23 protein-coding genes and 1 pseudogene are annotated in these 23,542 nt (G+C 70.0%); 5 read left to right on the top strand and 19 right to left on the bottom strand.

Annotation, left to right across the window (positions count from 1 at the left end; translation table 11 throughout):
* Positions 1-10: 10 nt before the first annotated feature.
* The 3 genes from AC1VNH_RS00725 to AC1VNH_RS00715 are packed head-to-tail and all read right to left on the bottom strand — an operon-like array spanning position 11 to position 3,028.
* The gene (locus tag AC1VNH_RS00725; RefSeq protein ID WP_243228101.1) at positions 11-1,348 is read right to left on the bottom strand and encodes a class II 3-deoxy-7-phosphoheptulonate synthase; all 1,338 of its coding nucleotides are present in this window, start codon (positions 1,346-1,348) and stop codon (positions 11-13) included.
* Positions 1,349-1,352: 4 nt separating this feature from the next.
* Positions 1,353-2,075, bottom strand: coding sequence for a lysophospholipid acyltransferase family protein (locus AC1VNH_RS00720; RefSeq protein ID WP_483109462.1), 723 nt, complete (start codon positions 2,073-2,075; stop codon positions 1,353-1,355).
* 2 nt (positions 2,076-2,077) lie between these two features.
* The gene (locus AC1VNH_RS00715) at positions 2,078-3,028 is read right to left on the bottom strand and encodes an ROK family glucokinase (protein WP_483112667.1); all 951 of its coding nucleotides are present in this window, start codon (positions 3,026-3,028) and stop codon (positions 2,078-2,080) included.
* Positions 3,029-3,199: 171 nt separating this feature from the next.
* On the opposite strand from AC1VNH_RS00715, the gene AC1VNH_RS00710 reads away from it, so the two are divergent.
* A complete protein-coding gene (locus AC1VNH_RS00710) occupies positions 3,200-5,035 on the top strand; it encodes an AMP-dependent synthetase/ligase (RefSeq protein WP_483109461.1) in 1,836 nt (611 codons plus the stop codon).
* Positions 5,036-5,093: 58 nt separating this feature from the next.
* Here AC1VNH_RS00710 and def read toward each other — a convergent pair whose 3' ends face one another.
* From def to AC1VNH_RS00695, 3 genes are read right to left on the bottom strand one after another with little or no spacing between them, the layout of a single operon-like run.
* Entirely contained in the window at positions 5,094-5,585 is a 492-nt protein-coding gene (gene def, locus AC1VNH_RS00705) for a peptide deformylase (RefSeq protein WP_483109460.1), read from the bottom strand.
* Entirely contained in the window at positions 5,582-7,045 is a 1,464-nt protein-coding gene (locus AC1VNH_RS00700) for a MinD/ParA family ATP-binding protein (protein ID WP_483109459.1), read from the bottom strand. Before AC1VNH_RS00700 ends, def begins: the two co-directional genes overlap by 4 nt.
* 49 nt (positions 7,046-7,094) lie before the next feature.
* Positions 7,095-10,502 (bottom strand): pyruvate carboxylase, encoded by a 3,408-nt coding sequence (locus AC1VNH_RS00695; RefSeq protein ID WP_483109458.1) that lies wholly within the window; start codon positions 10,500-10,502, stop codon positions 7,095-7,097.
* 106 nt (positions 10,503-10,608) lie between these two features.
* Between AC1VNH_RS00695 and AC1VNH_RS00690 the strand changes: the two genes are divergently transcribed.
* Positions 10,609-11,421, top strand: coding sequence for a ParA family protein (locus tag AC1VNH_RS00690; RefSeq protein ID WP_307318734.1), 813 nt, complete (start codon positions 10,609-10,611; stop codon positions 11,419-11,421).
* A gap of 93 nt (positions 11,422-11,514) precedes the next feature.
* Here AC1VNH_RS00690 and AC1VNH_RS00685 read toward each other — a convergent pair whose 3' ends face one another.
* The 3 genes from AC1VNH_RS00685 to AC1VNH_RS00675 all read right to left on the bottom strand — a co-directional run bounded on the left by AC1VNH_RS00685 (position 11,515) and on the right by AC1VNH_RS00675 (position 13,338).
* Complete coding sequence (locus AC1VNH_RS00685) at positions 11,515-12,060, bottom strand: MerR family transcriptional regulator (RefSeq protein WP_137416709.1); 546 nt, start codon at positions 12,058-12,060, stop codon at positions 11,515-11,517.
* Between the two features lie 97 nt (positions 12,061-12,157).
* The gene (gene ftsR, locus AC1VNH_RS00680; RefSeq protein ID WP_483109457.1) at positions 12,158-12,850 is read right to left on the bottom strand and encodes a transcriptional regulator FtsR; all 693 of its coding nucleotides are present in this window, start codon (positions 12,848-12,850) and stop codon (positions 12,158-12,160) included.
* Positions 12,850-13,338, bottom strand: coding sequence for an FHA domain-containing protein (locus AC1VNH_RS00675; protein ID WP_374208965.1), 489 nt, complete (start codon positions 13,336-13,338; stop codon positions 12,850-12,852). The genes ftsR and AC1VNH_RS00675 overlap by 1 nt, the downstream gene beginning before the upstream one ends.
* 149 nt (positions 13,339-13,487) lie before the next feature.
* On the opposite strand from AC1VNH_RS00675, the gene AC1VNH_RS00670 reads away from it, so the two are divergent.
* Both AC1VNH_RS00670 and lpdA read left to right on the top strand, forming a co-directional pair.
* Entirely contained in the window at positions 13,488-14,153 is a 666-nt protein-coding gene (locus AC1VNH_RS00670) for a copper resistance CopC family protein (protein ID WP_483109456.1), read from the top strand.
* A gap of 9 nt (positions 14,154-14,162) precedes the next feature.
* Positions 14,163-15,564: pseudogene (gene lpdA, locus AC1VNH_RS00665) on the top strand (dihydrolipoyl dehydrogenase).
* A gap of 59 nt (positions 15,565-15,623) precedes the next feature.
* Here lpdA and AC1VNH_RS00660 read toward each other — a convergent pair.
* Positions 15,624-16,250 carry a CYTH domain-containing protein gene (locus tag AC1VNH_RS00660; protein ID WP_483109455.1) on the bottom strand — a complete coding sequence of 209 codons (627 nt, stop codon included), beginning with the start codon at positions 16,248-16,250 and terminating at the stop codon, positions 15,624-15,626.
* A complete protein-coding gene (locus tag AC1VNH_RS00655; protein ID WP_137416704.1) occupies positions 16,247-16,465 on the bottom strand; it encodes a response regulator in 219 nt (72 codons plus the stop codon). Before AC1VNH_RS00655 ends, AC1VNH_RS00660 begins: the two co-directional genes overlap by 4 nt.
* A gap of 66 nt (positions 16,466-16,531) precedes the next feature.
* Between AC1VNH_RS00655 and AC1VNH_RS00650 the strand changes: the two genes are divergently transcribed.
* Positions 16,532-17,263: a glutamine amidotransferase gene (locus tag AC1VNH_RS00650; protein WP_483109454.1), complete on the top strand. Its 732-nt coding sequence runs from the start codon at positions 16,532-16,534 to the stop codon at positions 17,261-17,263.
* Here the strand turns inward: AC1VNH_RS00650 and AC1VNH_RS00645 are convergent.
* The 8 genes from AC1VNH_RS00645 to AC1VNH_RS00610 form a co-directional block, all read right to left on the bottom strand.
* Positions 17,251-18,300, bottom strand: a complete 1,050-nt coding sequence (locus AC1VNH_RS00645; protein ID WP_483109453.1) for a YihY/virulence factor BrkB family protein — start codon at positions 18,298-18,300, stop codon at positions 17,251-17,253. The two genes, AC1VNH_RS00650 and AC1VNH_RS00645, sit on opposite strands and share 13 nt — an antisense overlap.
* 61 nt (positions 18,301-18,361) lie before the next feature.
* Complete coding sequence (locus AC1VNH_RS00640; RefSeq protein ID WP_483109452.1) at positions 18,362-19,357, bottom strand: IS481 family transposase; 996 nt, start codon at positions 19,355-19,357, stop codon at positions 18,362-18,364.
* 106 nt (positions 19,358-19,463) lie between these two features.
* Positions 19,464-19,943 carry a prepilin peptidase gene (locus tag AC1VNH_RS00635; RefSeq protein WP_483109451.1) on the bottom strand — a complete coding sequence of 160 codons (480 nt, stop codon included), beginning with the start codon at positions 19,941-19,943 and terminating at the stop codon, positions 19,464-19,466.
* 1 nt (position 19,944) lies between these two features.
* A complete protein-coding gene (locus AC1VNH_RS00630) occupies positions 19,945-20,244 on the bottom strand; it encodes a DUF1905 domain-containing protein (protein WP_243228121.1) in 300 nt (99 codons plus the stop codon).
* Positions 20,244-21,029 carry a glycosyltransferase family A protein gene (locus AC1VNH_RS00625; protein WP_483109450.1) on the bottom strand — a complete coding sequence of 262 codons (786 nt, stop codon included), beginning with the start codon at positions 21,027-21,029 and terminating at the stop codon, positions 20,244-20,246. Before AC1VNH_RS00625 ends, AC1VNH_RS00630 begins: the two co-directional genes overlap by 1 nt.
* A gap of 5 nt (positions 21,030-21,034) precedes the next feature.
* On the bottom strand, positions 21,035-21,442 hold the full coding sequence (locus AC1VNH_RS00620) for a DUF2809 domain-containing protein (RefSeq protein ID WP_483109449.1): 408 nt from the start codon (positions 21,440-21,442) through the stop codon (positions 21,035-21,037).
* A complete protein-coding gene (locus tag AC1VNH_RS00615; RefSeq protein WP_483109448.1) occupies positions 21,439-22,431 on the bottom strand; it encodes an aldo/keto reductase in 993 nt (330 codons plus the stop codon). Before AC1VNH_RS00615 ends, AC1VNH_RS00620 begins: the two co-directional genes overlap by 4 nt.
* Positions 22,432-22,441: 10 nt before the next feature.
* Positions 22,442-23,467 (bottom strand): FUSC family protein, encoded by a 1,026-nt coding sequence (locus tag AC1VNH_RS00610; protein WP_483109447.1) that lies wholly within the window; start codon positions 23,465-23,467, stop codon positions 22,442-22,444.
* Positions 23,468-23,542 lie beyond the last annotated feature (75 nt).

Below are 23,542 nucleotides of genomic sequence, written 5' to 3'. Positions count from 1 at the left end.
CGTTCGGGGCTCAGCGCTTCTCGAGCTCCTCAGCCACGAGGAAGGCGAGCTCGAGGCTCTGCATGTGGTTCAGGCGAGGATCGCACAGGCTCTCGTAGCGGGTCGCCAGCGTGGCCTCGTCGATCATCTCCGAGCCGCCCAGGCACTCGGTCACGTCGTCACCGGTGAGCTCGACGTGGATGCCGCCCGGGTGCGTGCCCGTGGCTCGGTGCGCCTCGAAGAACCCGCGCACCTCGTCGACCACGTCGTCGAAGCGACGCGTCTTGTAGCCGGTGGGAGTGGTGATGCCGTTGCCGTGCATCGGGTCGGTGACCCACAGCGGCGTCGCACCGGCATCCTTCACGGCCTCCAGCAGCGGCGGCAGTGCGTCGCGGATCTTCCCGGCGCCCATTCGCGTGATGAAGGTGAGGCGGCCGGGCTCCCGCTCGGGGTCGAGCTTGTCGATCAGTGCCAGCGCGGTCTCGGGCGTCGTCGACGGGCCGAGCTTCACGCCGATGGGGTTGCGAATCTTCGAGAAGTAGTCGACGTGCGCGCCGTCGAGATCGCGCGTGCGCTCCCCGATCCACAGGAAGTGGGCCGAGGTGTTGTACGGCGTGCCCGTGCGGGAGTCGATGCGGGTCAGGGGTCGCTCGTAGTCCATGAGCAGACCTTCATGGCCCGTGTAGAACTCCACGTGTCGCAGCTCGTCGAAGTCGGCACCGGCCGCCTCCATGAACTTGATGGCGCGGTCGATCTCGGCCGCCAGGCCCTCGTAGCGCTGGTTGGCCGGGTTCTCCGCGAAGCCGCGGTTCCAGCTGTGGACCTCGCGCAGATCGGCGAACCCGCCCTGCGTGAAGGCGCGGATGAGGTTCAGCGTCGAGGCGGCCGTGTGGTAGGCCTTCTCGAGCCGTCGAGGATCGGCTGTGCGCGAGCCCTCCGTGAAGTCGTAGCCGTTCACGATGTCGCCGCGGTACGCCGGCAGCGTGACGTCGCCGCGCGTCTCGGTGTCGCTCGAGCGCGGCTTGGCGAACTGCCCCGCCATGCGCCCCATCTTCACGACCGGCATGGACGCGCCGTACGTCAGCACCACCGCCATCTGCAGCAGCGTCTTGATGCGGTTGCGGATCTGCTCGGCCGTGGCACCGGCGAACGTCTCGGCGCAGTCACCGCCCTGCAGCAGGAAGGCGCGCCCGGATGCGGCCGTCGCGAGGCGCTCGCGGAGGCGGTCCACCTCACCCGCGAACACGAGGGGCGGGAGGGTGGCGAGTTCGGCCGAGACGGCCGCGACAGCGTCCGCGTCGGGCCAGGAGGGCTGCTGCTTGATCGGCAGTGAGCGCCAGTGATCGAGCGGGTCCAAGCTGTGGGGCATTCGCTCAGTCTAGCGACGCCGCGGGAGTGTCGATCCCGTGCGTCGAGGACGCCGCCAGACGGTCCTTGACCGTGGATGCGTAGACGTCGTCGTAACGCTGCGCGCCCAGGCGCTGCAACGCGACCATGATCTCGTCCGTGACCGAGCGCAGGACGTAACGGTCGCCCTCCATGCCCGCGAACCGGGAGAAGTCGAGCGGTTCGCCGATCACGATGCCGACGCGGCCGATGCGCGGGAGTCGCTGACCGATCGGCATGACCGTATCGGTGTCCACCATGACCACCGGCACGACGGGAACGCGGGCCTCGAGCGCCATGCGGGCGATTCCCGTGCGCCCGCGGTACAGCCGCCCGTCGGGGCTGCGCGTGCCCTCCGGGTAGATGCCCAGCAGATCACCGCGCCCGAGCACCTGGAGACCCGTGTTGAGCGAGCCCTCCGAGGCCTTGCCGCCCGATCGGTCGATCGGGATCTGTCCGGTCGCCTTGAAGAACACGCGCGTCGCCCAGCCCTTGAGGCCGCGGCCGGTGAAGTAATCGCTCTTGGCGAGGAACGTCATCGGCCGATCGATCATGAGCGGCAGGAAGATGGAATCGGCGAACGAGAGATGGTTGCTGGCGAGGATGGCTGCGCCGTCGGCCGGGATGTTGCGCCGACCCACGATCCACGGCCGGAAGATCGCCTTCACGATCGGTCCGATCACGATGTACTTCATCAGCCAGTAGAACATTGTCAGCCCCCTGCGACCGCCCGACGTCGAGCCAGATCCGCGACGCCGATGACGCCGGCGTCGTTCGCGAGACGGGCCACCTGGAAATCGGCGACCGGACGATAACCATACGCGGGCATCGCGGCGGCGAAAGCCTCCCGCATCGGCTCCAGCAGCACGTCGCCGAGCTGCGACACTCCCCCGCCGATGACGAAACGTTCCGGGTCGAGGATCGCGGCCAGCCCGCCGCAGGCCGTTCCGACGGCCACAGCGATGCGCCGCAGCGCCTCGAGCGCGCCGGGGTCGCCGTCCTGGACGAGGCGCGAGATGGCGGCACCGGTCAGCCCGCCCTGCTCACGGGACGCCGCGGCCAGGCGGGCCCCGATGCCGAACTCCGCGTCGACGGCGATCTCGCGCGCCTCGAGCTGGAGAGCGCGACCCGATCCGTACACCTCGAGGCAACCGCGCTGGCCGCATCCGCACGTGCGCCCCTCGGGGACCAGACGCATGTGGCCGAGCTCCGCGGCCACGCCGTGACCGCCCGAGAGCAGATTGCCGTCCACGACTACGGCACCGCCGACCCCCGTTCCCAGCGTGAGCATGACGACGTCGCGCAGATCCTCGCCGGCACCGAAGCGGTACTCCGCCCAGCCGGCCGCATTCGCGTCGTTCTCGATGTGCACGCGCACGCCGGTGCGCTGCTCGATGCGCTCGCGCAGCGGCTCGTCGCGCCAGGCGATGTTCGGGGCGAAGTAGACGGTCGAACGCTCCCGGTCGATGAAGCCCGCCGCGGCCACGCCTGCCACGAGCTGCTCGCCCGCAGACAGCTCCGTGATCATCTGCCCCACGGCGACCTCGATGCCCGCCACATCCGTGGGGGTCGCGACGCGCGCCCTGCGAACGATCGTGCCGTGCTCGTCGACCACGCCACCGGCGATCTTCGTTCCGCCGATGTCGATTCCCACTGCGAACACTGTCATCCCTTCGTCCGGTAAGGCCCCCAGAAGCTTAGTCGGCGCAGGGCAGGCCGCCTTCCGCAGGGCCGGAACAAGTCGTCGCGACTGCCGCAACGGTGGGACTGAGTTCCACGCATGCGTAGACTTGCGTCTCATAGCAACCCGTCCGGTACCGAAGGAGCTGCCGACATGAGCGCAACAGTGTTCGAAGTGCCCGCGATCGTCCCCGCCGACCCGCACGCCAACGTGAGCGACCTGCTCGTGGAGCGCGTGCGCGCGACTCCCGACCGTCCCCTGTTCGCCGTCCCCGACGGCGACGGTTGGCGCGACATCACCGCACGTGAGTTCGAGCGCCAGGTCGTCGCGCTCGCGAAGGGGTTCGTCTCGGCGGGTGTCGCCCCCGGCGACAAGGTGGGCTTCCTGGCCCGCACGACCTACGACTGGACGCTGGTCGACTTCGCGCTCTTCTACGCGGGTGCCGTGATGGTGCCGATCTACGAGACGAGCTCCCCCAGCCAGATCGAGTGGATCCTCTCCGACTCCGGTGCCGTCGCCTGCCTCGTCGAGACCGCCGAGCACGCGTCTCGACTCGCCGAGGTGCGCGACCGGCTCCCCCTCGTGCGCTCCTCGTGGCAGATGTTCGCCGGCGACCTCGACACGATGATCACCGCCGGCTCCGCCGTGCCCGACGAAGAGATCCAGCGCCGACGCGGGCTCGCCGAATCCTCCGACATCGCCACGCTCATCTACACCTCGGGCTCGACCGGGAGGCCGAAGGGATGCGTGCTGACCCACGGCAACTTCGTGGAGCTCGCGCGCAACTCCGCCACCTCGTTGAAGGAGGTCGTCAACACGCCCGGCGCCTCCACCGTGCTGTTCATCACGACCGCGCACGTGTTCGCGCGCTTCATCTCGATCCTCAACATCCACGCGGGCGTGAAGACGGGCCACCAGCCCGACACGAAGCAGCTGCTGGCCGCTCTCGGCTCCTTCAAGCCGACCTTCCTGCTGGCCGTCCCGCGCGTGTTCGAGAAGGTCTACAACTCGGCGGAGCAGAAGGCGGAGGCCGGCGGCAAGGGCAAGATCTTCCGGGCGGCCGCCCAGGTCGCGATCGATCACTCCGCCTACCTGCAGGACGGCCGGCGCATCCCCCTCGGGATGAAGATCAAGTTCGCCCTCTTCGACAAACTCGTCTACAGCAAACTGCGCGATGCCATGGGCGGTCAGGTGCGCTACGCCGTCTCCGGCTCGGCGCCCCTCGGTCCGCGCCTCGGGCACTTCTTCCACAGCCTCGGCGTGCACATCCTCGAGGGCTACGGTCTGACGGAGACCACCGCGCCCGCGACGGTGAATCTCGCCACGCGGTCCAAGATCGGCACCGTCGGCCCCGCGATCCCGGGTGTCGGCATCCGACTCGCGGAGGACGGCGAGATCCAGGTGCGCGGTGTGAACGTGTTCAAGGAGTACTGGCAGAACCCGGAGGCGACGGCGGCGGCGTTCGACGGCGACTGGTTCAAGACCGGAGACCTCGGTTCGCTCGACGACGACGGCTACCTGACGATCACCGGCCGCAAGAAGGAGATCATCGTCACCGCGGGCGGCAAGAACGTCGCACCCGCCGCGCTCGAGGACCCGATCCGCGCCAACCCGATCATCGGACAGGTCGTGGTCGTGGGCGATCAGAAGCCCTTCATCTCGGCGCTGGTCACGCTGGATCCCGAGATGCTGCCCACGTGGCTGGAGAACAACGGCCGCCCCAAGGACCTCACTCTCGCCCAGGCCGCGCACGACCCCGCGGTCCGCGCCGAGGTGCAGCAGGCCATCGACAAGGCGAACGCCGGCGTCTCCCGCGCCGAGTCGATCCGCAAGTTCGTGATCCTGCCCACGGAGTGGACGGAGGCCAGCGGCCACCTCACGCCGAAGCTGTCGATCAAGCGCAACGTGATCCTCGCGGACTTCGCCGACGACGTCGAGCAGCTCTACCGGGCGCCCGAGGAGACGACGCAGAACGTCCCCCTACCCTGAGCGAACGAGAAGGCGGGCCCGCATCCGAGATCGGATGCGGGCCCGCCTTCTTCGTGACTCAGAACCAGTCGCTCTCGCGCACCTCGCGCAACGCCACCCGCCGGCGCTCCTTGTCGAGCCGGTCGAGGTACAGCATCCCGTCAAGGTGATCGGTCTCGTGCTGCAGCGCCTGCGCCATGAGGCCGTCGCCCTCCAGCACGAGCTCGTTGCCGTCGAGGTCGATGCCTACGACCTTCGCATGCGGGTATCGCATCACGTCGTGCCAGAGGCCGGGCACCGAGAGGCACCCCTCGCCGGTCAACTCCGGCTCGCCAGAGACCTCGACGAGCACCGGGTTGAGGATGTATCCGATCTCGCCGTCGACGTTGTAGCTGAACGCCCGCAGCCCGACGCCGATCTGCGGCGCGGCGACCCCGGCGCGGCCCGGCAGCTCGACGGTCTCGACGAGGTCGCGCACGAGCGCGTGCACGCCCTCATCGATGTCGACGATCTCGCTCGCCCGACTCTTGAGCACGGGGTCGCCGAACAGTCGGATGGCTCTCACCGTCATGATGCGGCCGCCACGCGCAGACCCTCGACGGCGACGGCGGCGAGCTGGCGCGCCGCGGCGCGCGTGGCGGGCTGGAGGTCGCGGAACGAGATCGCACTGCCCGTGGCGATGCGCGCGTCATAGGGCACGCGTACGACCTGCCGCACGCGTGAGCGGAAGTGCTCCTCCAGCTCGTCCAGGCGCACCAACGGCGCCCCCGGGCGAGACGCGTTCAGAACCACGACGGACGAGCGCGCCAGATCCGTGTAGCCGTTCGTCTCGAGCCACGTGAGCGTCTCGGACGCCAGCCGCGCCTCGTCGACGCTGAGCCCGGACACGATGACGAGCGCATCGGCGGCCTCCAGCGTCGCATCCATCACCGAGTGCACGATGCCGGTGCCGGTGTCGGTCAGCACGATGGAGTAGTAGTGCGCGGCGAGAGCGGCGACTTCGCGATAGTCCGCGTCGTCGAACGCCTCGGACACGTGGGGATCGGTGTCGGAGGCGAGCACGTCGAGGCGGGTGTCGTCGCGGGCGACGATCGCCGAGATCTCGTTGAAGCCGTGGATCGGTGCCGCATGCGTGGCCAGATCGCGCACGGTCTTGCCGCTCGGCCGACCCACCCGCTCGGCGAGCGTGCCGCGGTCGGGGTTCGCATCCAGCGCGATCACCCGGTCGTCGCGCGCGTCCGCCAATGCCATTCCGAGCAGAGCAGTCACCGTCGTCTTGCCGACGCCGCCCTTGCGCGAGAGGACCGCCACGAAGCGCGCGCCACCGTCGAGGGGCGCGGCGATGCGCTGGTCGAGCTCGCGCCGCTGGCGGGAGCGGCGGCTGTCGCCCAGGCGCACCCGGCCCCCGCTGAGCGTGTAGACCAGGTTCGGCCAGGCACCCTCGGGCTCGCGCTTGGGCAGGCGATCGGTCTCCAGCAGCCGATCGGCCGTCAGCAGATCCGCGCTCTCGCGCCGGGACTCCTCCTGATCGACGCGCCGCGCGGCCAGCGTGACGGGTGCCGGCGCCGCATCCACGGGTGCGATGGATGCCGGCTCGGATCGCGTCGCGGCCGCCGGTGCCGACGTCGCGGCGGGAGCGGGCGGTGCCACGGCATCGGCGGCGGTCACCGGAACGCGCACCCGCGTGGTCGCAGGCGCAACGGGCTCGGGCGAACGCGCCACGGAGGCCTGAGGCTCCGAGGCCGCGGGAGGCTCGATCTCCGCATCCTGGATGTCGAGGCCGGACGTGCGCACGGGCGAGAACTCGCCCGTGTCTTCCAGGGTCGCGATGACCACGGGCTCGGCCACGGGGACCGCCTCGTCGGCGACGACATCGTCGTCGATCCCGTCGTCGTCGTCGGCGACCGGCAATGTCACCGCGACCTGCGCGGTCTGGGTTCCGAGAATGTCGATGCCGGCCGCGTCGACGCGGACCGGCTGGTCCAGGATGTCGTCGTCGTGGCCGGTCATCTGATCGTCACGATCAGGCATGGCTTAGGTACTCCCAACGGGCCGCCGGAGGCCCGGCGCCCACCTCAGGCTAATGCGCGCCTTTGACCACGACCAAAAGGTCGCCCGCTTCGACCTGCTGCGTCGACCCGATCGCGACCCGCTCGACGACGCCGTCGACGGGGCTCGTGATGGCCGCCTCCATCTTCATGGCCTCGATCGACGCGACCGCCTCCCCCGCCCGCACCCTCGCTCCCGGCGTCGCCTTGAGGGTCACCACGCCGGAGAACGGTGCCGCGATCTGACCGGCCTTGGAGGTGTCGGCCTTCTCCGCCGGGGCCGCGTCGACGGCGATGGACCGGTCGCGCACGAAAACCGGCCGCAGCTGGCCGTTGAGCGTGGTCATCACGGTACGCATGCCCTTGTCGTCGGGTTCGCCGATGGCCTCGAGACCCACCCACAGCTGCACGCCCCGCTCGATCTCGACGACGTGCTCGCCCCCGGGTGTCAACCCGTACAGGTAGTCCGCCGTGTCGAGCACGGCCAGATCCCCGTAGGCGTCCCGTGCCTCGTGGAACGTGCGGGTGGGTCCGGGAAACAGCAGTCGGTTCAGAGTCGCGCGCCGGTTCGCCCCCTGCTCGGTCAACGCCGCCGCATCCGCGTCGTCGAGCGCTCCCGCGGTCTCCGCGATCGTGCGACCGGCGAGCACCTTGCTGCGGAAGGGCTCGGGCCATCCACCCGGCAGATCGCCCAGCTGCCCCGCCATGAACGACACGACGGAGTCCGGGATGTCGTAGTTCTGCGGGTTCTCGGCGAAATCGGCGGGGTCGGCGCGGACCGCGGCGAGGTGCAGCGCGAGATCGCCGACGACCTTCGACGACGGAGTCACCTTCGGAACGCGTCCGAGGATGTCGTTCGCCGCGGCGTACATGTCCTCGATCAGCTCGAAGTCCTCCGCCAGACCGAGGGCGATCGCCTGCTGGCGCAGGTTGGACAACTGCCCGCCGGGGATCTCGTGGCGGTACACACGCCCCGTGGGCCCTGGCAGCCCCGACTCGAACGGACGGTAGAGGTGGCGCACGGCCTCCCAGTAGGGCTCGAGATCGGCGACCGCGGCGAGCGGGATGCCGGTGTCTCGCTCGGTGTGCGCGAGGGCGGCGACGAGCGCCGAGAGCGACGGCTGGCTCGTGGTGCCCGACATCGGGGCGGCGGCGGCATCCACCGCATCGGCTCCTGCCGCACTTACGGCCAGCAGCGTGGCCAGCTGGCCGCCGGCCGTGTCATGCGTGTGCACGTGGACCGGCACGTCGAAACGCTCGCGCAGGGCGCTGACCAGACGCGCTCCGGCAGCCGGGCGCAGCAGACCCGCCATGTCCTTGATGCCGATGACATGCGCTCCGGCGGAGACCATCTCGTCCGCGAGGCGCAGGTAGTAGTCGAGCGTGTACAGATCCTCCGCGGGATCGAGCATGTCGCCGGTGTAGCAGAGCGCCGCTTCGGCGACGGCCGTGCCCGTGCCGAGGACGGCGTCGATCGCCGGACGCATCTGCGTCACGTCGTTGAGAGCATCGAAGATGCGGAAGATGTCGACGCCGGATGCGGCCGCCTCGGCGACGAAGGCATCTGTGACGGCCGTCGGGTACGGGGTGTAGCCGACCGTGTTGCGCCCGCGCAGCAGCATCTGGATCGCGATGTTGGGCAGGGCTCCGCGCAGCGCGTCGAGGCGCTCCCACGGGTCCTCCCCGAGGAAGCGCAGCGCGACGTCGTAGGTGGCGCCACCCCAGGCCTCCACGGAGAGCAGCTGCGGGGTCAGGCGGGCGACGTAGGGGGCGACGGTGACGAGGTCCTTCGTGCGCACCCGCGTGGCGAGCAACGACTGGTGTGCGTCGCGGAACGTCGTTTCGGTGACCGCCAGTCGCGTCTGGGCGCGCAGGTCGGCGGCGAACCCGGCGGGACCGAGCTCCTGAAGGCGCTGCCGGGAGCCCGCCGGCGCGGGCTCGCGCAGGTCGAGGTGCGGGAGCTTCGCCGTCGGCGACGCCGTCACCGGCCTCGTGCCGTGCGGTTGGTTGACCGTGACGTCGACGAGCCAGTTCAGGATCTTCGAACCGCGGTCCTTCGACTCGCGGCCGCGCAGCAGTTCGGGACGTTCGTCGATGAAGGAGGTGCTGATGTCCCCGGCCGCGAACGCCGGGTCGTCCAGCACGGCCTGCAGGAACGGGATGTTGGTCGAGACGCCGCGGATGCGGAACTCCGCCAGCGCGCGGCGCGCCCTGGCCACGGCCGCCGGGAAGTCCCTGCCGCGGCACGTCAGCTTGGCGAGCATCGAGTCGAAGTGCGGACTGATCTGCGAGCCCGCCGCCGTCGTTCCGCCGTCGAGGCGGATACCCGCACCACCCGGCGAGCGGTACGTCGTGATCTTGCCGGTGTCGGGGCGGAAGCCCTGGGTCGGGTCCTCGGTCGTCAACCGGCACTGCAGCGCGGCGCCGCGCAGCGGGATCTCCGGCTGCGTGAGCCCCAGCTCGGCCAGCGTCGCCCCCGCGGCGATCCGCATCTGCGCCTGCACCAGGTCGACGTCCGTGACTTCCTCGGTGACGGTGTGCTCGACCTGGATGCGGGGGTTCATCTCGATGAAGACGACCTCGCCGGCGCGAGGGCCTGCCGTCTCCAGCAGGAACTCGACCGTGCCGGCGTTCTGGTAGCCGATCGAGCGGGCGAAGGCGACGGCGTAGCGATGCAGGTCGGCGCGCACGGCGTCGTCGAGGTTCGGAGCCGGGGCGATCTCGATGACCTTCTGGTGGCGACGCTGCACCGAGCAGTCGCGCTCGTAGAGGTGGACGGTCTCCCCCACCCCGTCGGCGAGAATCTGCACCTCGATGTGCCGCGGACGCTGCACCGCCTGCTCGAGGAACATCCGAGGGTCGCCGAACGCGCTCTGCGCCTCGCGCATCGCCTCCGCGAGCGCCGGGCCGAGCTCCGCCGCGGTCTCGACGCGTCGCATCCCGCGTCCCCCACCGCCGGCGACGGCCTTCGCGAACAGCGGGAACCCGATCTCCTCGGCCGCCACGAGAAGCGCATCGACGTCGTCCGACGCCTCGGTCGAGCGGAGCACCGGAACGCCCGCATCCCGTGCGTGCTGCTTGGCGGTCACCTTGTTGCCCGCCATCGCGAGCACACGGGCCGGCGGACCGATGAAGGCGATCCCCTCCTCGGCCGCGCGAGCCGCGAGCTCCGGGTTCTCGGAGAGGAAGCCGTAGCCGGGGTAGATGGCGTCGGCGCCGGACTCGACGGCGACGCGGATGATCTCCTCGACGTCGAGGTACGCCCGCACCGGGGCACCCTTGGTGCCGATCTGGTAGGCCTCGTCGGCCTTCAGACGGTGGAGGGAGAACCTGTCCTCATAGGGATAGATGGCGACCGTGCGGGCCCCGACCTCGAATGCCGCGCGGAAGGCGCGGATGGCGATCTCGCCGCGGTTGGCGACCAGGATCTTCCGGAACATCGGGACCTCGCATCCGTCGTGAGGCGGGGGTGTCCGGCGGCCGGGTACGCCGCCTCACACATCGTTGAGTGTGCTCACAGCCTAGGGGACGGTAACGTAGGGAAGCGTGCACGTCCTTTCCGTCAGTTCCCTCAAAGGCGGCGTCGGCAAGACGACCGTGACACTCGGTCTCGCCTCGGCGGCCTTCGCGCGCGGCGTGCGGACCCTCGTGGTCGACCTCGACCCGCAGTCCGATGTCTCCACCGGCATGGATATCCAGGTCGCCGGCCGCCTGAACGTGGCCGACGTCCTCGCCAATCCCAAGGACAAGGTCGTCAAGCAGGCGATCACCTCCAGCGGCTGGACCAAGGTGCACCCGGGCACGATCGACGTGATGATCGGCAGCCCGTCCGCCATCAACTTCGACGGACCGCATCCGAGCGTGCGCGACGTGTGGAAGCTCGAAGAAGCCCTCGCCACCGTCGAGGCCGACTACGACCTCGTGCTGATCGACTGTGCGCCGTCGTTGAACGCGCTCACGCGCACGGCCTGGGCCGCCAGCGACCGCGTCGTCGTGATCACGGAGCCTGGACTGTTCTCCGTCGCCGCCGCCGACCGCGCCCTCCGCGCCATCGAGGAGATCCGCCGCGGTCTCTCCCCGCGCCTGCAGCCTCTGGGCATCGTCGTCAACCGCGTCCGACCCCAGTCGATCGAGCACCAGTTCCGCATCAAGGAGCTGCGCGACATGTTCGGTCCGCTCGTGCTCTCCCCTCAGCTGCCCGAGCGCACCTCACTGCAGCAGGCGCAGGGCGCGGCGAAGCCCCTGCACATCTGGCCCGGCGACTCGGCCCAGGAACTCGCCGCGGACTTCGACGCGTTGCTGGATCGCATCATGCGCACGGGTCGTATCGCCACTCCCGAGGACGTGCCCGCGCAGTGACCATCGAGTGAGCGCCGTCGACCGAAGGGTCGGCGGCGCTTCTTGCATGCCCAGGGAGAGCCCCGTGATTGGTGGGGCGGTGCCAGGCGGCGGTCAGGCCGTGCGGCGGGTGCGGCGAGCAGCGAGCTCGTCCGAGGGGTCCGGCACCTGCGGGTCGAACGAGACGAGCGTGGACTCGACCTCCCGCAGGACCTTGCCGACCGCGATCCCGAAGACGCCCTGGCCACGGCTGACGAGGTCGATGACCTCGTCGTTGGACGTGCACAGGTACACCGACGCGCCATCGCTCATGAGGGTCGTGCCGGTGAGGTCGCGGATCCCGGCGACGCGCAGCTGTTCGACCGCGGTGCGGATCTGCTGCAGTGAGATGCCGGTGTCGAGGAGGCGCTTGACCAGCTTGAGCACGAGGATGTCGCGGAAGCCGTACAGACGCTGCGACCCCGATCCCGACGCGCCGCGAACCGTGGGTTCGACGAGCTCGGTGCGCGCCCAGTAGTCGAGCTGTCGGTACGTGATGCCGGCTGCGCGCGCTGCCACCGCACCGCGATATCCGACCTCGTCGTCCATCTGCGGCAGACCGTCGGTGAAGAGGAGGTCGGCAGCGAGAGGGATCTCGCCGAGCGGTTCGCCAGCGGTCATGCGGGCGCCTCCTTCGTGTCGCGGGTTACCTCCACGCTAGAGGAGGCCTCCCCCTCCGGCAATGACATCCGCGTCGAAGACTCGGCGTGTCGCGCGATCATCCGTCGAGCCGTTCGAGCGAGGCGCGCACGAGCGCCTCGCGAACGTCGGCGATGCGCCGGGCGAGCTCCGGCGCGGTCTCCGCGGCGCGCCCGCGCGAGGCCGCGTCCGTGCGGCGCCGCAGCGGCGCGAGTGCGGATTCCACGAGTGAGACGTCGCGATCGGCGCTCTGCTTCACGGCACGCAGGTGGCGCGGCTCGATGCCATGACGATCGAGGGCGACGAGCGCGCGCAGCATCGCCAGCGCCTGCTCGTCATACGTCTCGCCACCGACGATGAGGCCCGTACTCAGGGCGTCGTTGAGGAGCTGGGTGCCCGCGCCCGCGGTCCGCAGCAGTTCGTCCCGACGGTAGCGCCGCGCGGCGGGCACGATCGAACGCGGTACGCCGCCCGCGGGAGCGGCGGGGTCGCGCCCGGCATCCAGATCGTCGAGGTACTCGCGGATGACCACGAGGGGAAGGTAGTGATCGCGCTGCAGCGTGAGCGCCAGACGCAGCCGCTCGAGGTCCTTCGGCGTGAACTTGCGGTAGCCGGTGTCGGTACGTCGCGGGGTGACGATGCCCTGCACCTCGAGGAAGCGCAGCTTGGAGGAGGTCAGCGCGGGAAACTCGGGGGTCAGCCGTGCGAGCACCTGCCCGATGCTGAGCAGGCCCGTGGCCTCACTGCGACCGCGGGCGGAGACCGCCGCCATCAGCCTTCCGCTACCGGAAGGTCGGCGGGCGAGACGAAGAAGTTGAGGCGGAACTTGCCGATACGCACCTCGGCGCCGTTGCTGAGCGTGTCACGGTCGACGCGCTCGCCGTTCACATACGTGCCGTTGAGCGAACGCTGGTCGACGATCTCGAACGCACGCCCGACGCGGGTGATCTCGGCGTGACGGCGCGAGACGGTGACGTCATCGAAGAAGATGTCGGCGTCGGGATGCCGGCCGACCGTGGTGACGTCGGTGTCCAGCAGGTAGCGGGCTCCAGCGGTCGGGCCCGAGCGCACGATGAACAGCGCGGCCCCCGAGGGGAGCGCTTCGATCGCCTCGAGCTCGGGCTCGCTCAGCTCGCTGCCGAACGGCACGAACGACAGGTCCGAGTCGTGCCCGAAGGTCTGCGTGGTGTCGTGCGCCGGCACGGCTCGGTCGCTCTCGCGACGGATGCTGTCCGGCCGGGGCCTGTACTGCTCGTCCACGTCGTCCTCCTCTCATCCAGCCTAACCGATCCGACCCTCTGCCCGACATCGTCCTCGGAGGCGGATTCTGCGTGCGGCATGCATCGTCCCGGCCGCGCGGCGCCGCCACGCACAGCCGACCGAAAGCACGCGGCGTTAGGCTCATCGCCGTGACTTCCCAGACCTCTCGCCGTCGTCCCGTGCGCGCGCTCGTCGCCGCTCTCGCCACGCTTCTCATCGCTTCCGGCGGGGTACTGCTGGGCACGGCGCCCGCATTCGCCCACGATGAGCTCGTCTCGTCGGATCCCGCGTCGGGATCGACGGTCGACGCGCTGCCCGCCGCCCTCACCCTCACCTTCAGCGGTGACCTGCTCTCGGACGCGTCGACGACCGTCGTCCAGGTCACGGACGCCTCCGGCGCGTCGCTGACCGACGGGGCTGCCAGCGTCAGCGCCAACGTCGTCACCCAGCCGCTCACCGGTTCGGCCAGCGGCGCGGTCTCGGTGGCCTGGCGTGTCGTCTCCAGCGACGGCCACCCGATCTCCGGCGAGTTCGCGTTCACCTCGAACGCGGCCGAGGCCGCGACTCCGACGCCGTCCGAGACGCCCGAAGCGACGCCCGAGTCCGCCGCGACCCCCGAGCCGACGATGACGACCCTCACCGAACCGACCTCGAGCCCCGACCAGTCCGCCCCCGTCTGGCCCTGGGTCGTCGGAGCCGTCGTCGTGCTCATCGCGATCGGCCTCGTGGTGTGGCTCCTGGGCGCCAGGGCGCGCCAGCAGAAGCAGGCGGCGAGCGAGCGGACGGCAGGCCGTTCGAACTCCACCGAGCGATAGGCTTGACGCATGCCTCATTACGACGTCGTCATCCTCGGCGCGGGCCCCGGCGGGTACGTCGCGGCCGTGCGCAGCGCACAGCTCGGACTGTCCACCGCCGTCATCGAAGAGAAGTACTGGGGCGGTGTGTGCCTGAACGTCGGCTGCATCCCCTCCAAGGCGCTTCTCAAGAACGCGGAGCTCGCCCACACCTTCGCCCACAAGGCCAAGCTGTTCGGCATCACCGGCGAGGTGAGCTTCGACTACGGCGTCGCCTTCGACCGCAGCCGTGAGGTGGCGGAAGGCCGCGTCAAGGGCATCCACTACCTGATGAAGAAGAACAAGGTCACCGAGTACGACGGCCGCGGAACCTTCGTCGACGACCACTCCATCGACGTCGCGAAGAGCGACGGCTCCACCGAGCGCGTCACCTTCGACAACGTCATCATCGCCACGGGCTCCACGGTGCGACTGCTTCCGGGCGTGACCCTGAGCGAGAACGTCGTCACCTACGAGGAGCAGATCCTCTCGCGCGAGCTCCCGTCCTCGATCGTCATCGTCGGTGCCGGCGCGATCGGCATGGAGTTCGCGTACGTCATGTCGAACTACGGCGTGAAGGTCACGATCATCGAGTTCCTCGACCGCGCGCTTCCCAACGAGGACGCCGACGTGTCGAAGGAGATCCAGAAGCAGTACCGCAACTACGGCATCGACATCCTGACTTCCACGAAGGTCGAGTCGGTCGTCGACTCCGGCGACAAGGTCACCGTGACCTACACCGACAACAAGAGCGGCGCGCAGAGCTCGATCGAGGCCGACAAGGTGCTCATGTCGATCGGCTTCGCCCCGCGCGTCGAGGGCTTCGGCCTGGAGAAGACCGGTGTCGCGCTCACCGACCGCGGCGCCATCGCGATCGACGACTACATGCGCACCAACGTGCCGCACATCTACGCGATCGGCGACGTCACCGCCAAGCTGCAGCTTCGCCCACGTCGCTGAGGCGCAGGGTGTCGTCGCGGCGGAGACGATCGGCAAGGCGGAGACCATGGCGCTCGGCGACTACCGCATGATGCCTCGCGCGACGTTCTGCTCGCCGCAGGTCGCCTCGTTCGGTCTCACCGAGGCGCAGGCGCGCGAGACCGGTCGCGAGATCAAGGTCGCGACCTTCCCGTTCATGGCCAACGGCAAGGCGCACGGACTCGGCGAGCCCGTCGGCTTCGTCAAGCTGATCGCGGACGCGGAGCACCTCGAGCTGCTCGGCGGCCACATGATCGGTCCGGACGTGTCGGAGCTGCTGCCCGAGCTGACGCTGGCCCAGAAGTGGGACCTCACCGCACTCGAACTGGCGCGCAACGTGCACACGCACCCCACGCTGTCCGAGGCGCTGCAGGAGGCGTTCCACGGCCTCGCGGGTCACATGATCAACTTCTGATCCTCGGATCTCACGGAGAAGGCGCCCTCCACTCGGAGGGCGCCTTCTCCGTTTTCGGGTCAGCGCCCCAAGGCGCGACCGAGCTTGGAGTCGGATGCGGACACCGCGCCGCCTGCGGCGGTGACCAGCGCATCGGCTGCAGCGAAGAACGTGGCTCGCCAGGCCGGGTCGGCGGGTGCGGCCGGGCCGAGCTCGACCTCCCACTCCCGCCACATCCTCTCGACACCCGTCGCGGCCTCGCTCGCACGCACTCGATCGTCGACGACCTCCGCGAGGACACCGCCATCGGCGTCGCGGAGCAGATAGGCCGTGCGACTGTTGCGGATGCGGGCGATCTGCACGAAGGGGCCGGAGGCCCAGTTCCCGACGGCGGCGGCGACCGCATCCGGCACCGTCAGCTCGTCGTCGACGATGGGCCATCCCCATTCGTGACGGCCATCGGCGGCGCTCGACTTCACGTGCCAACCGGCGTCGTGACCGCCCGTGCGGCGGCGGATCGCCACCTTCGCCCGCGCGAGGTCGAGGCCCGGCGTATCGAAGTACCGGGCGTCGAGGTCACGCGGCTGCGGCGGGTCGATGCGTGCGACGTCCGGCAGGCTCGACCAGTCGGGCAGCGGCGTGGCGGCGTCGGCGTCGTAGGTGCGCTCGATCTCGATCGAGCGCGTCGGCTCCTGGGGTGCACTCACTCGTTGCGGTCTTCTTCGTCGGGATTGACCGGTTCGGTCGTCTCGACGAAGGCGAAGACCTCCTGCTGAGGCCCGTCGGCGTCGGCGTCTGCCGCCTGGCGCTGGTAGACCAGCTGCCCCTCGCCGTAGGGAACGATGAGCGCGTCGTCGACGCCTTCTTCCAGAGGGATGACCTGCCCGTCGAGGGGGCCTCCGGTCAGTCGTGCGATAGCCATGCGGCCCAGCCTAGACCTCGGGACGACGCCGCCCACCCGGCGCGCACGGTGACCTAGAATCCCGACGTGAAACCCTTCGTGCTGCTCGCGACCCGGGCCGAGGACGGCCCCGCCGATGAGGAGTACGCCCTCATACTCCGCCACACCGGGCTCGCACCCGCCGAGCTTCGGCGGGTGCGACTCGAGGCGGAGCCGATGCCCCGCCTCGACCTCGACGAGCTCTCGGGCGTCATCGTCGGCGGGGGCCCCTTCAACGCCTCGGATCCGCCGAAGCGGAAGTCGTCCGTGCAGGTGCGGGTGGAACGGGAGATGTCGGCGCTGCTCGACGATGTCGTCGCACGTGACATGCCGTTCCTCGGCGCCTGCTACGGGGTCGGGACCCTCGGCGTGCACCAGGGCGCGACGATCGATGGCACGTACTCCGAGCCGATCTCCGTCGTCTCCGTCTCGCTCACCGCCGAAGGCCGCGACGATCCGCTGTTCGCGGGGATGCCCGACACGTTCGAGGCGTTCGTCGGCCACAAGGAGGCCGTGCGTGAGTTGCCCGAGCATGTGACGCTGCTCGCCGGCTCACCCACGTGTCCCGTGCAGGCCTTCCGCGTCGGGGCCAACGTCTACGCGACACAGTTCCATCCCGAGCTCGACGTGGCGGGTATCTCGACCCGCATCCGCGCCTATGCGGGTTACGGCTACTTCGCCGACGGCGAGCTCGACGCCACGCTCGCCGCCGTGCGCCGGGCCCCAGTCACGCACCCCGCGCGCATGCTGAGGACGTTCGTGGAGCGTTACGCGCGCTGAGCCCTCTCGAGAGCCTTGTCCTGCTCCGCCTGGACAGCGGCCTGCGCGCGCTGGAGCTCCTCGGAGGCGATGCGCACCGTATCCTCGGCGCGTTGACGACGGCGCTCTGCGAACGTGGACGCTCCGAAGCGCTCCCGCATCCGGTCCTCGGCCTCGCGCGAGAGGGTGACGATCACGGAGGCTGCGATCAGCAGTACCTGGGCGGACAGGTTCACCCACAGCAGCAGAGCCACGATCGACGCGAACGACGTCAGCAGCGGATTCGAGCTCGCTCCCCCGACGAACAGCCCCGACAGCTCCTGCAGCACGGTCAGGCCAGCGCCGCCCACCGCCGCACCGGTCAGAAGCGCGCGACGCGGCGCCTTGACGCCCGACATCGTCCAGAACATCAGCAGCACCACGAGCGCATCGAGCACGAAGACGACCAGCACCCCGACGGCGCGGGTACCGATCTGCGCCGCGGCGGATTCCTCCGCGACCCCGAGCCACGACAGCACTGTCGTCACGGACACCGACCCGACGAAGGTCGCCGCGGCCGAGAGCACGAGCAGGACGGCGATCGCGACGGCGAGACCGAGATTGCGCAGCATCACCCAGAGGAAGAACACGTCCTCGCCCGAGGTGTCGGCGATCGTGCGCACGGCCATGCGCAGCGAGCCGATGGCGCCGATCGCAGCTCCCACGAGGCCGACGAGCGAGACGATGCCCGCGATCGTGAGACCGGCGGGGGCCTTGATCTCCGACAGATCGATGAGTCCGCTGCCGTCGGTTCCAACGAGCCCAGGAACGGCGGAGTTGACCGCATCCGCGAGGGAGCTCACCGCGGCCGGGTTGCCCGCCAGCCAGATCGCTGCGATCGAGAAGCCGAGCAGAACGGCGGCGAAGATGCTGAACAACGCGCGATAGGTGACGCTGTCGGCGAGCTGAGGGCCGCGACGTTCGCTGTAGCGCAGGAAAGCGCGCACCAGCGTGCGACGCAGCGCCCAGGCGGTGATGCGGGCGACGAGCGGCTGCGGGGAGGCGGACGTGCTGCTCATGGCGCCAGGCTAGCGTTCGCGCTCTTCGACACCCCTCGGTTGACAGCGGCCGGCTGCATCCCTAGGTGTAGTGCCCAGTCAGGTTGTTTGAGATCCGGCTGATGGGCGGGAGCTTTCCGATGGCGGTGTGGGGCCTGTGGTGATTGTAGAAGTGCAGCCACGCGGGCAGGGCGGCGCGTCGTGCTGACTCCGAGTTGTAGTGCTTGGCGTAGGCCCAGCCGTCGGCCAGCGTGCGGTGGAAGCGCTCGATCTTGCCGTTGGTCTGCGGTCGGCGGGGCCGCGTGAACTTCGGGGTGATGCCGAGCTCTGCGCATGCGTGTTTCCAAGCGTGGGAGCGGTAGGCGGAGCCGTTGTCGGAGAGCACTCTCTCGACTCTCACGCCGCGGTCGGCGAACCAGGACGACGCTCGACGCAAGACGCCGATCGCGGTCTCTGCTCGTTCGTCGTCGTGGATTTCGGCGTAAGCCGCTCGGGAGTGGTCGTCGATGACGGTGTGGACGAATGCGTGCCGCATCAGCGGGTTCCGATAGTCGTTGCGGTCCTTCCCTGGCGTAGCGGCCCGGTTGCGGCGTCCTTGGGCGCGTCCGACGTAACGCCAGCCGCCGCCGTCGGGGATGTTGCCGAGCTTCTTCACGTCAACGTGGATCAGGGATCCGGGATGATCGTGCTCGTATCGTCGGGCGGGCTCGCCGGTGCGCACGTCAACGTGCGAGAGACGGTTCAGCCGACAGCGGGTCAGGACCGCGTGAACAGTGGAAGCCGACATCCCCAGACGCCCCGCGATCTGGACCGGGCCGAGGCGTTTGCGGATCCTCAGATGCACGATTCGCCTCACAAGGCTTTGCGGGGTCCTGTTCGGATGCCGGTGCGGCCGGCTCGACCTGTCGACCATCCCGTCGGGTCCGAGCTCGACATAGCGTCGAGCCCACTTCGCCGCGGTCGGATACGACACCCGGAAGTAGTCGGCCGCTGCTGACACCGACCAGCCATCCTCGATGATCTGCCTGGCCAGCCGGAGTCGTTGGCGCGGAGTCAGCGCCGCGTTAGCGTGGGACACGAGAACCTCCTCGGTTCAGAGCGGAAGCGGTAGCAGCTCCACTCTGCCTGGGAGGTTCTCGTCACATCAGGGCATCCAGATCAAACAACGTCCCCGGGCACTACACCTAGGTCAGCGCGGTGGCCGCGATCACGATCCACGCACCGAGCAGCATCCACGGACCGAATGGGATGCGGGTCCGACGCCCGCCGCGACGCGAGAGCACCAGTCCCACGCTGAAGAGGCCCCCAAGGAGGAAGCCTGCGAACAGTCCCAGCAGCAGCGCATCCCACCCGAGATACCCCAGCGCGATGCCGAGCAGACCCGCCAGCTTCACGTCGCCGCCTCCCATCCCTCGGGGCTGCACGAGGCGCAGCAGGAGGTAGAAGACGAAAGCGATCGCGCCGCCCACGACCGCCTGGACGAACGGGAGCATGTCTGCGCGGCCGAACGACGCCAGCGCGAGAGCCGCGAGGAGGAAGGGATACGCCGGGAGCACGAGCGCGTTGGGAAGGCGGTGCGTGCGCACATCGATCACCGCGAGCGCGACACTCAGGACGGCCAGAGCGCCGTAGGCGACCAGCAGCGCGAGTCCGGCGGGGTCCATGTCACGCGTCCAGGACCGTCAGCTCGACCGCGATCTCGTCGCCCTCGCCGGCCGCGGCCGCCTCCCGCACGGCGCGCTTGACCGGGAGGTGATACGTGCCGCTGCCCGCATCCGGGAAGACCGACGTGCGCCACGAGACGCCGGCGACCTCCACCGCCACCCGCACCGCTCCGAACCCGCTCGGCGGACGCGGCACCTCTCGGATCATCTCGCTCTCGTCGGCGGGCAGCGCGACGAAGAACCAATCGGCATCCCGGCGCGCCTCCCATCGGAACAGCGGCGCCCGGAACGTGAAGTGCATCAGCCCAGCGTAGGACCCGAGCCGCTCGCACCGGCGGGTTTCCCCAGGCGCCGCGGGCGCACCGGCGGGCGGACGGCGGCGCGGAAGCGGCCGCGCGGCCAGCTCGCCGCGAAGGTGGTGAGCACCTTGCCCAGACGCTCGGCCAGCCCGCCCGCGTGTACGAGAGGACGCGACGAGACGGGCATGCGCAGCTGCCGGTCCCACCGCACGCCGTCGTCGCGTCGGAGGTGGATCGTGAGATCCAGGTCGTCGTGCACGCGCGCATCATCGCGACGTACCTGATCTCGCACGCGCGCCCAGACACCCGTGCGCATGGCGAAGTTCGATCCGAACACCAGGGGGATACCGAGCCAGAGGTTGATCCAGAAGCGTCCCCCGCCGATGTACCAGTGCTCGCCGAGGTAGTGCACGAGGCGAGTGGAACCGTAGAACTCGGCACCGCCAGTCAGCACACCGAGACCCGTGTCGTCGGCGAAGGCACGGTCGATGCGCAGAAGCCAGTCCGGGTGGGGACGCGAGTCCGCATCGAGCCTCGCGATCACGTCGGCATCCGCGGATGCGGCGTCGTACCCGGCGGCGGCGGCCGGCCAGATGCCGACGAGGCTCTCCACGACGACCTCCGCGCCCGCGGCGCGCGCCACCGCCGCCGAGTCGTCGCTGCTCGCGTTGTCGACGACGATGATGCGGTCGGCCGGGCGCTGCTGCGCTGCGAGCGCACGCAAACACGCGGCGAGCATCTCGGCGTCGTCGCGGCACGGGATGACGACAGCGATCCGGATCCCCATGCCCGTCATGCTCCGCGCCCGCGCCTCGCGCGCCGAAGAGCCGCGCCGGAGAGTCGGTCGACCGCGGCAGCCGCGAGCACCGTCACGGTGTAGACGACGAGATCCCTGGCATCGAACACGGTGCCGAGCACAAGCATGAGCGGTGGGGCGGCTTCACCCCATGCGAGGGGCAGACCGGTGAGCTGGAACAGCTCGATCGTCGTGCACCACACCCAGGCGATGACCGCCGGCACCCAGGCCGCGCGGCGCGGAACCAGCACGACGGCGAGCAGATACACGAGCAGCGCATACAGCGCGTCGCCCGCGATGTCGCTCGGCGCACCGTCCGGCGCGAAGCGGTGCACACCGAGCCCAGCCGCGACCGTGGCCGCGGCGGCGATGCTCGCGACGATGCGGCGACGGCCGGCGGTCACCAGTGAGGGTGGATCTCGGCCCGCAGGCGCCGGTCGTACACGTCGCGGATGACGGCGTCGAACGCATCGAGATCGAACCCGCCGTCGAGGAGCTCGGCGGCGTCCGCGTTGGCCTGCGCCTGCGCTCTCGTGCGCGCGCCGGGAATCACACTGGTGACTCCAGGCAGCGCCGCGATCCAGGCCAGGACGGCGGCCGGGAGAGACACCCCCTCCCCCAGTGCCCGGGCGAGTTCGTCCGCCGCAGCGAGCCCCTCCTCGTAGTCGACTCCCGAGAACGTCTCGCCGCGGTCGAACGCCTCGCCCTGACGGTTGTAATTGCGGTGGTCGTCGGCGGCGAATCGCGTCTGGCTCGTGTAGCGACCGCTGAGCAGACCGGATGCCAGCGGCACGCGTGCGAAGATCGCGACGCCCGCATCCGCGGCCGCGGGCAGCACCTCGTCGAGCGGCTTCAGCCGGAAGGGGTTGAGGATGATCTGGACGTTCGTGACGCCGGGTCGGGAGATGGCGCTGAGCGCCTGGGCGCTCGTCTCCACGGACACTCCGTACGCCGCGATGGCACCGTCGTCGACCAGCCGGTCCAACTCGTCGTAGGTCGACGCGTCGTCGATCACGCTCGAGGGCGGGCAGTGCAGCTGCACCAGATCGAGCGTGTCGACGCCGAGATTGCGGCGGGAGCGGTCGGTCCAGGCGCGGAAGTTCTCGGGCGAGTAGTTCGCCTTCTCCTGCGGCAGACGCCGCCCCATCTTCGTCGCGACCGTGATCTCATGCGCGCCCCGCTCGCGGAGGAAGCGTCCGATCAGCTGCTCGGAACGTCCGTCACCGTAGACATCGGCGGTGTCGAAGAGGGTGACGCCGGCATCCGCCGCCGTGGTGAGCACGGCCAGCGCATCGGTCTCGTCGACCTCGCCCCAGTCCGCTCCCAGTTGCCACGTCCCCAGCCCGAGAGCGGAGACGGACCTGCCGGTGTTGCCAAGCGGACGCTGCTGCATGCGCTCCAGCCTAGGCCCGCGCCCGCCGTCGGCGAACCGCCGCCGAGACGACCGCGACGGCCGTCCCCACAGCCACACCGAGCAGCGTGTCCACCAGCCGGTCGCGCAGCAGCAGGCCCGGGTCGACCGGCACGGCGAGCTCGATCATCAAGAGGGCGAGCGGGGTGATGAAGACCATCGCGAGTCCGTAGTTGCGTCCCACGAAGAGCTCCGCGCACACCTGCAGCGCGATGGCGATCGCAAGCACCGCCAACGGCGACAGCGGCAGCATGAGAAGCGCCGCAGCCAGGAGGATGCCGACACAGGTGCCGATCAGCCGCTGGGCGCCCCGCACGATCCGCGCGGTCGTACTCGCGCCGCCCAGCGCAGCGACGGCGGCGACCATCGCCCAGTACCAGTGGGTGCCGACCAGCGCCAGCCCGACGATTCCGGCGAGCAGCGAGCCCACGCCCACCGTCACGGCCATCTCGGCGGCGACCGTGCGGCGCTCGCGTGCCTTCGGCGCGGAGGGCACCATCAGTCCTCCACGTGCGATCGCGATCAGCACCGTCACCGCGACGGCGAAGCCCGCACTCGCCGCTCCCACGAGCGTCCCCTCGGCGAGCGTGTGCGCGGACGCGGGGAGCGTCGCACACGCGCCGGCGGCGAACACCGCGAACAGCGCGCCCGGCGGATGCCAGCGGTAGGCGTGCGCGATCATCGTGACACCGGCGGCGAGCGCCGCAACGACGACCACCCGCGCCGTGTCCGGCGCGTCGACGACCGAGAGCCCGGTCCCGAGAACCATCGCCGCCACCTGGACGCCACCGGCGGCGAGCTGCATGCGCACACGGTCGCGATAGCCGTCGAGCCGGCCGTACAGGGAGGCGAAGGCGCCGAAGCTCGCGTACACGCTCAGATCGAGCCTGCCGATCGCCCAGAGAACCAGCAAGGGAACGGCCACGGAGACGGCGACGCGCAGGGCGACGCGATGAGCACCCTGGTGCGGAGCGAGGCTCACGAAGCGGACTCCCGCCTCCCTCATCCGCTCACGCACCCATCCAGGCTACGCCGGGGAGGCCCCGCCAATTCCCGGCCGCCGGCGCCGCATCGCCTGAGGGGACGCCGGTAC

It is taken from the genome of Microbacterium sp. KU4F (assembly GCF_056868075.1).
Note: the sequence above shows the minus strand (reverse complement) of the source record. Positions and strands in the feature narration are given on the sequence as shown.

Coding starts and splice junctions, on each gene's coding strand:
- AC1VNH_RS00720 (WP_483109462.1), bottom strand. CDS start 2,075: ATGTTCTACTGGCTGATGAAGTACATCGTGATCGGACCGATCGTGAAG.
- AC1VNH_RS00695 (WP_483109458.1), bottom strand. CDS start 10,502: ATGTTCCGGAAGATCCTGGTCGCCAACCGCGGCGAGATCGCCATCCGC.
- AC1VNH_RS00615 (WP_483109448.1), bottom strand. CDS start 22,431: ATGCAGCAGCGTCCGCTTGGCAACACCGGCAGGTCCGTCTCCGCTCTC.
- AC1VNH_RS00630 (WP_243228121.1), bottom strand. CDS start 20,244: ATGCACTTCACGTTCCGGGCGCCGCTGTTCCGATGGGAGGCGCGCCGG.
- AC1VNH_RS00710 (WP_483109461.1), top strand. CDS start 3,200: ATGAGCGCAACAGTGTTCGAAGTGCCCGCGATCGTCCCCGCCGACCCG.
- AC1VNH_RS00645 (WP_483109453.1), bottom strand. CDS start 18,300: ATGAGCAGCACGTCCGCCTCCCCGCAGCCGCTCGTCGCCCGCATCACC.
- AC1VNH_RS00725 (WP_243228101.1), bottom strand. CDS start 1,348: ATGCCCCACAGCTTGGACCCGCTCGATCACTGGCGCTCACTGCCGATC.
- AC1VNH_RS00685 (WP_137416709.1), bottom strand. CDS start 12,060: ATGACCGCTGGCGAACCGCTCGGCGAGATCCCTCTCGCTGCCGACCTC.
- AC1VNH_RS00655 (WP_137416704.1), bottom strand. CDS start 16,465: ATGGCTATCGCACGACTGACCGGAGGCCCCCTCGACGGGCAGGTCATC.
- def (WP_483109460.1), bottom strand. CDS start 5,585: ATGACGGTGAGAGCCATCCGACTGTTCGGCGACCCCGTGCTCAAGAGT.
- ftsR (WP_483109457.1), bottom strand. CDS start 12,850: ATGGCGGCGGTCTCCGCCCGCGGTCGCAGTGAGGCCACGGGCCTGCTC.
- AC1VNH_RS00625 (WP_483109450.1), bottom strand. CDS start 21,029: ATGGGGATCCGGATCGCTGTCGTCATCCCGTGCCGCGACGACGCCGAG.
- AC1VNH_RS00700 (WP_483109459.1), bottom strand. CDS start 7,045: ATGCCTGATCGTGACGATCAGATGACCGGCCACGACGACGACATCCTG.
- AC1VNH_RS00635 (WP_483109451.1), bottom strand. CDS start 19,943: ATGGACCCCGCCGGACTCGCGCTGCTGGTCGCCTACGGCGCTCTGGCC.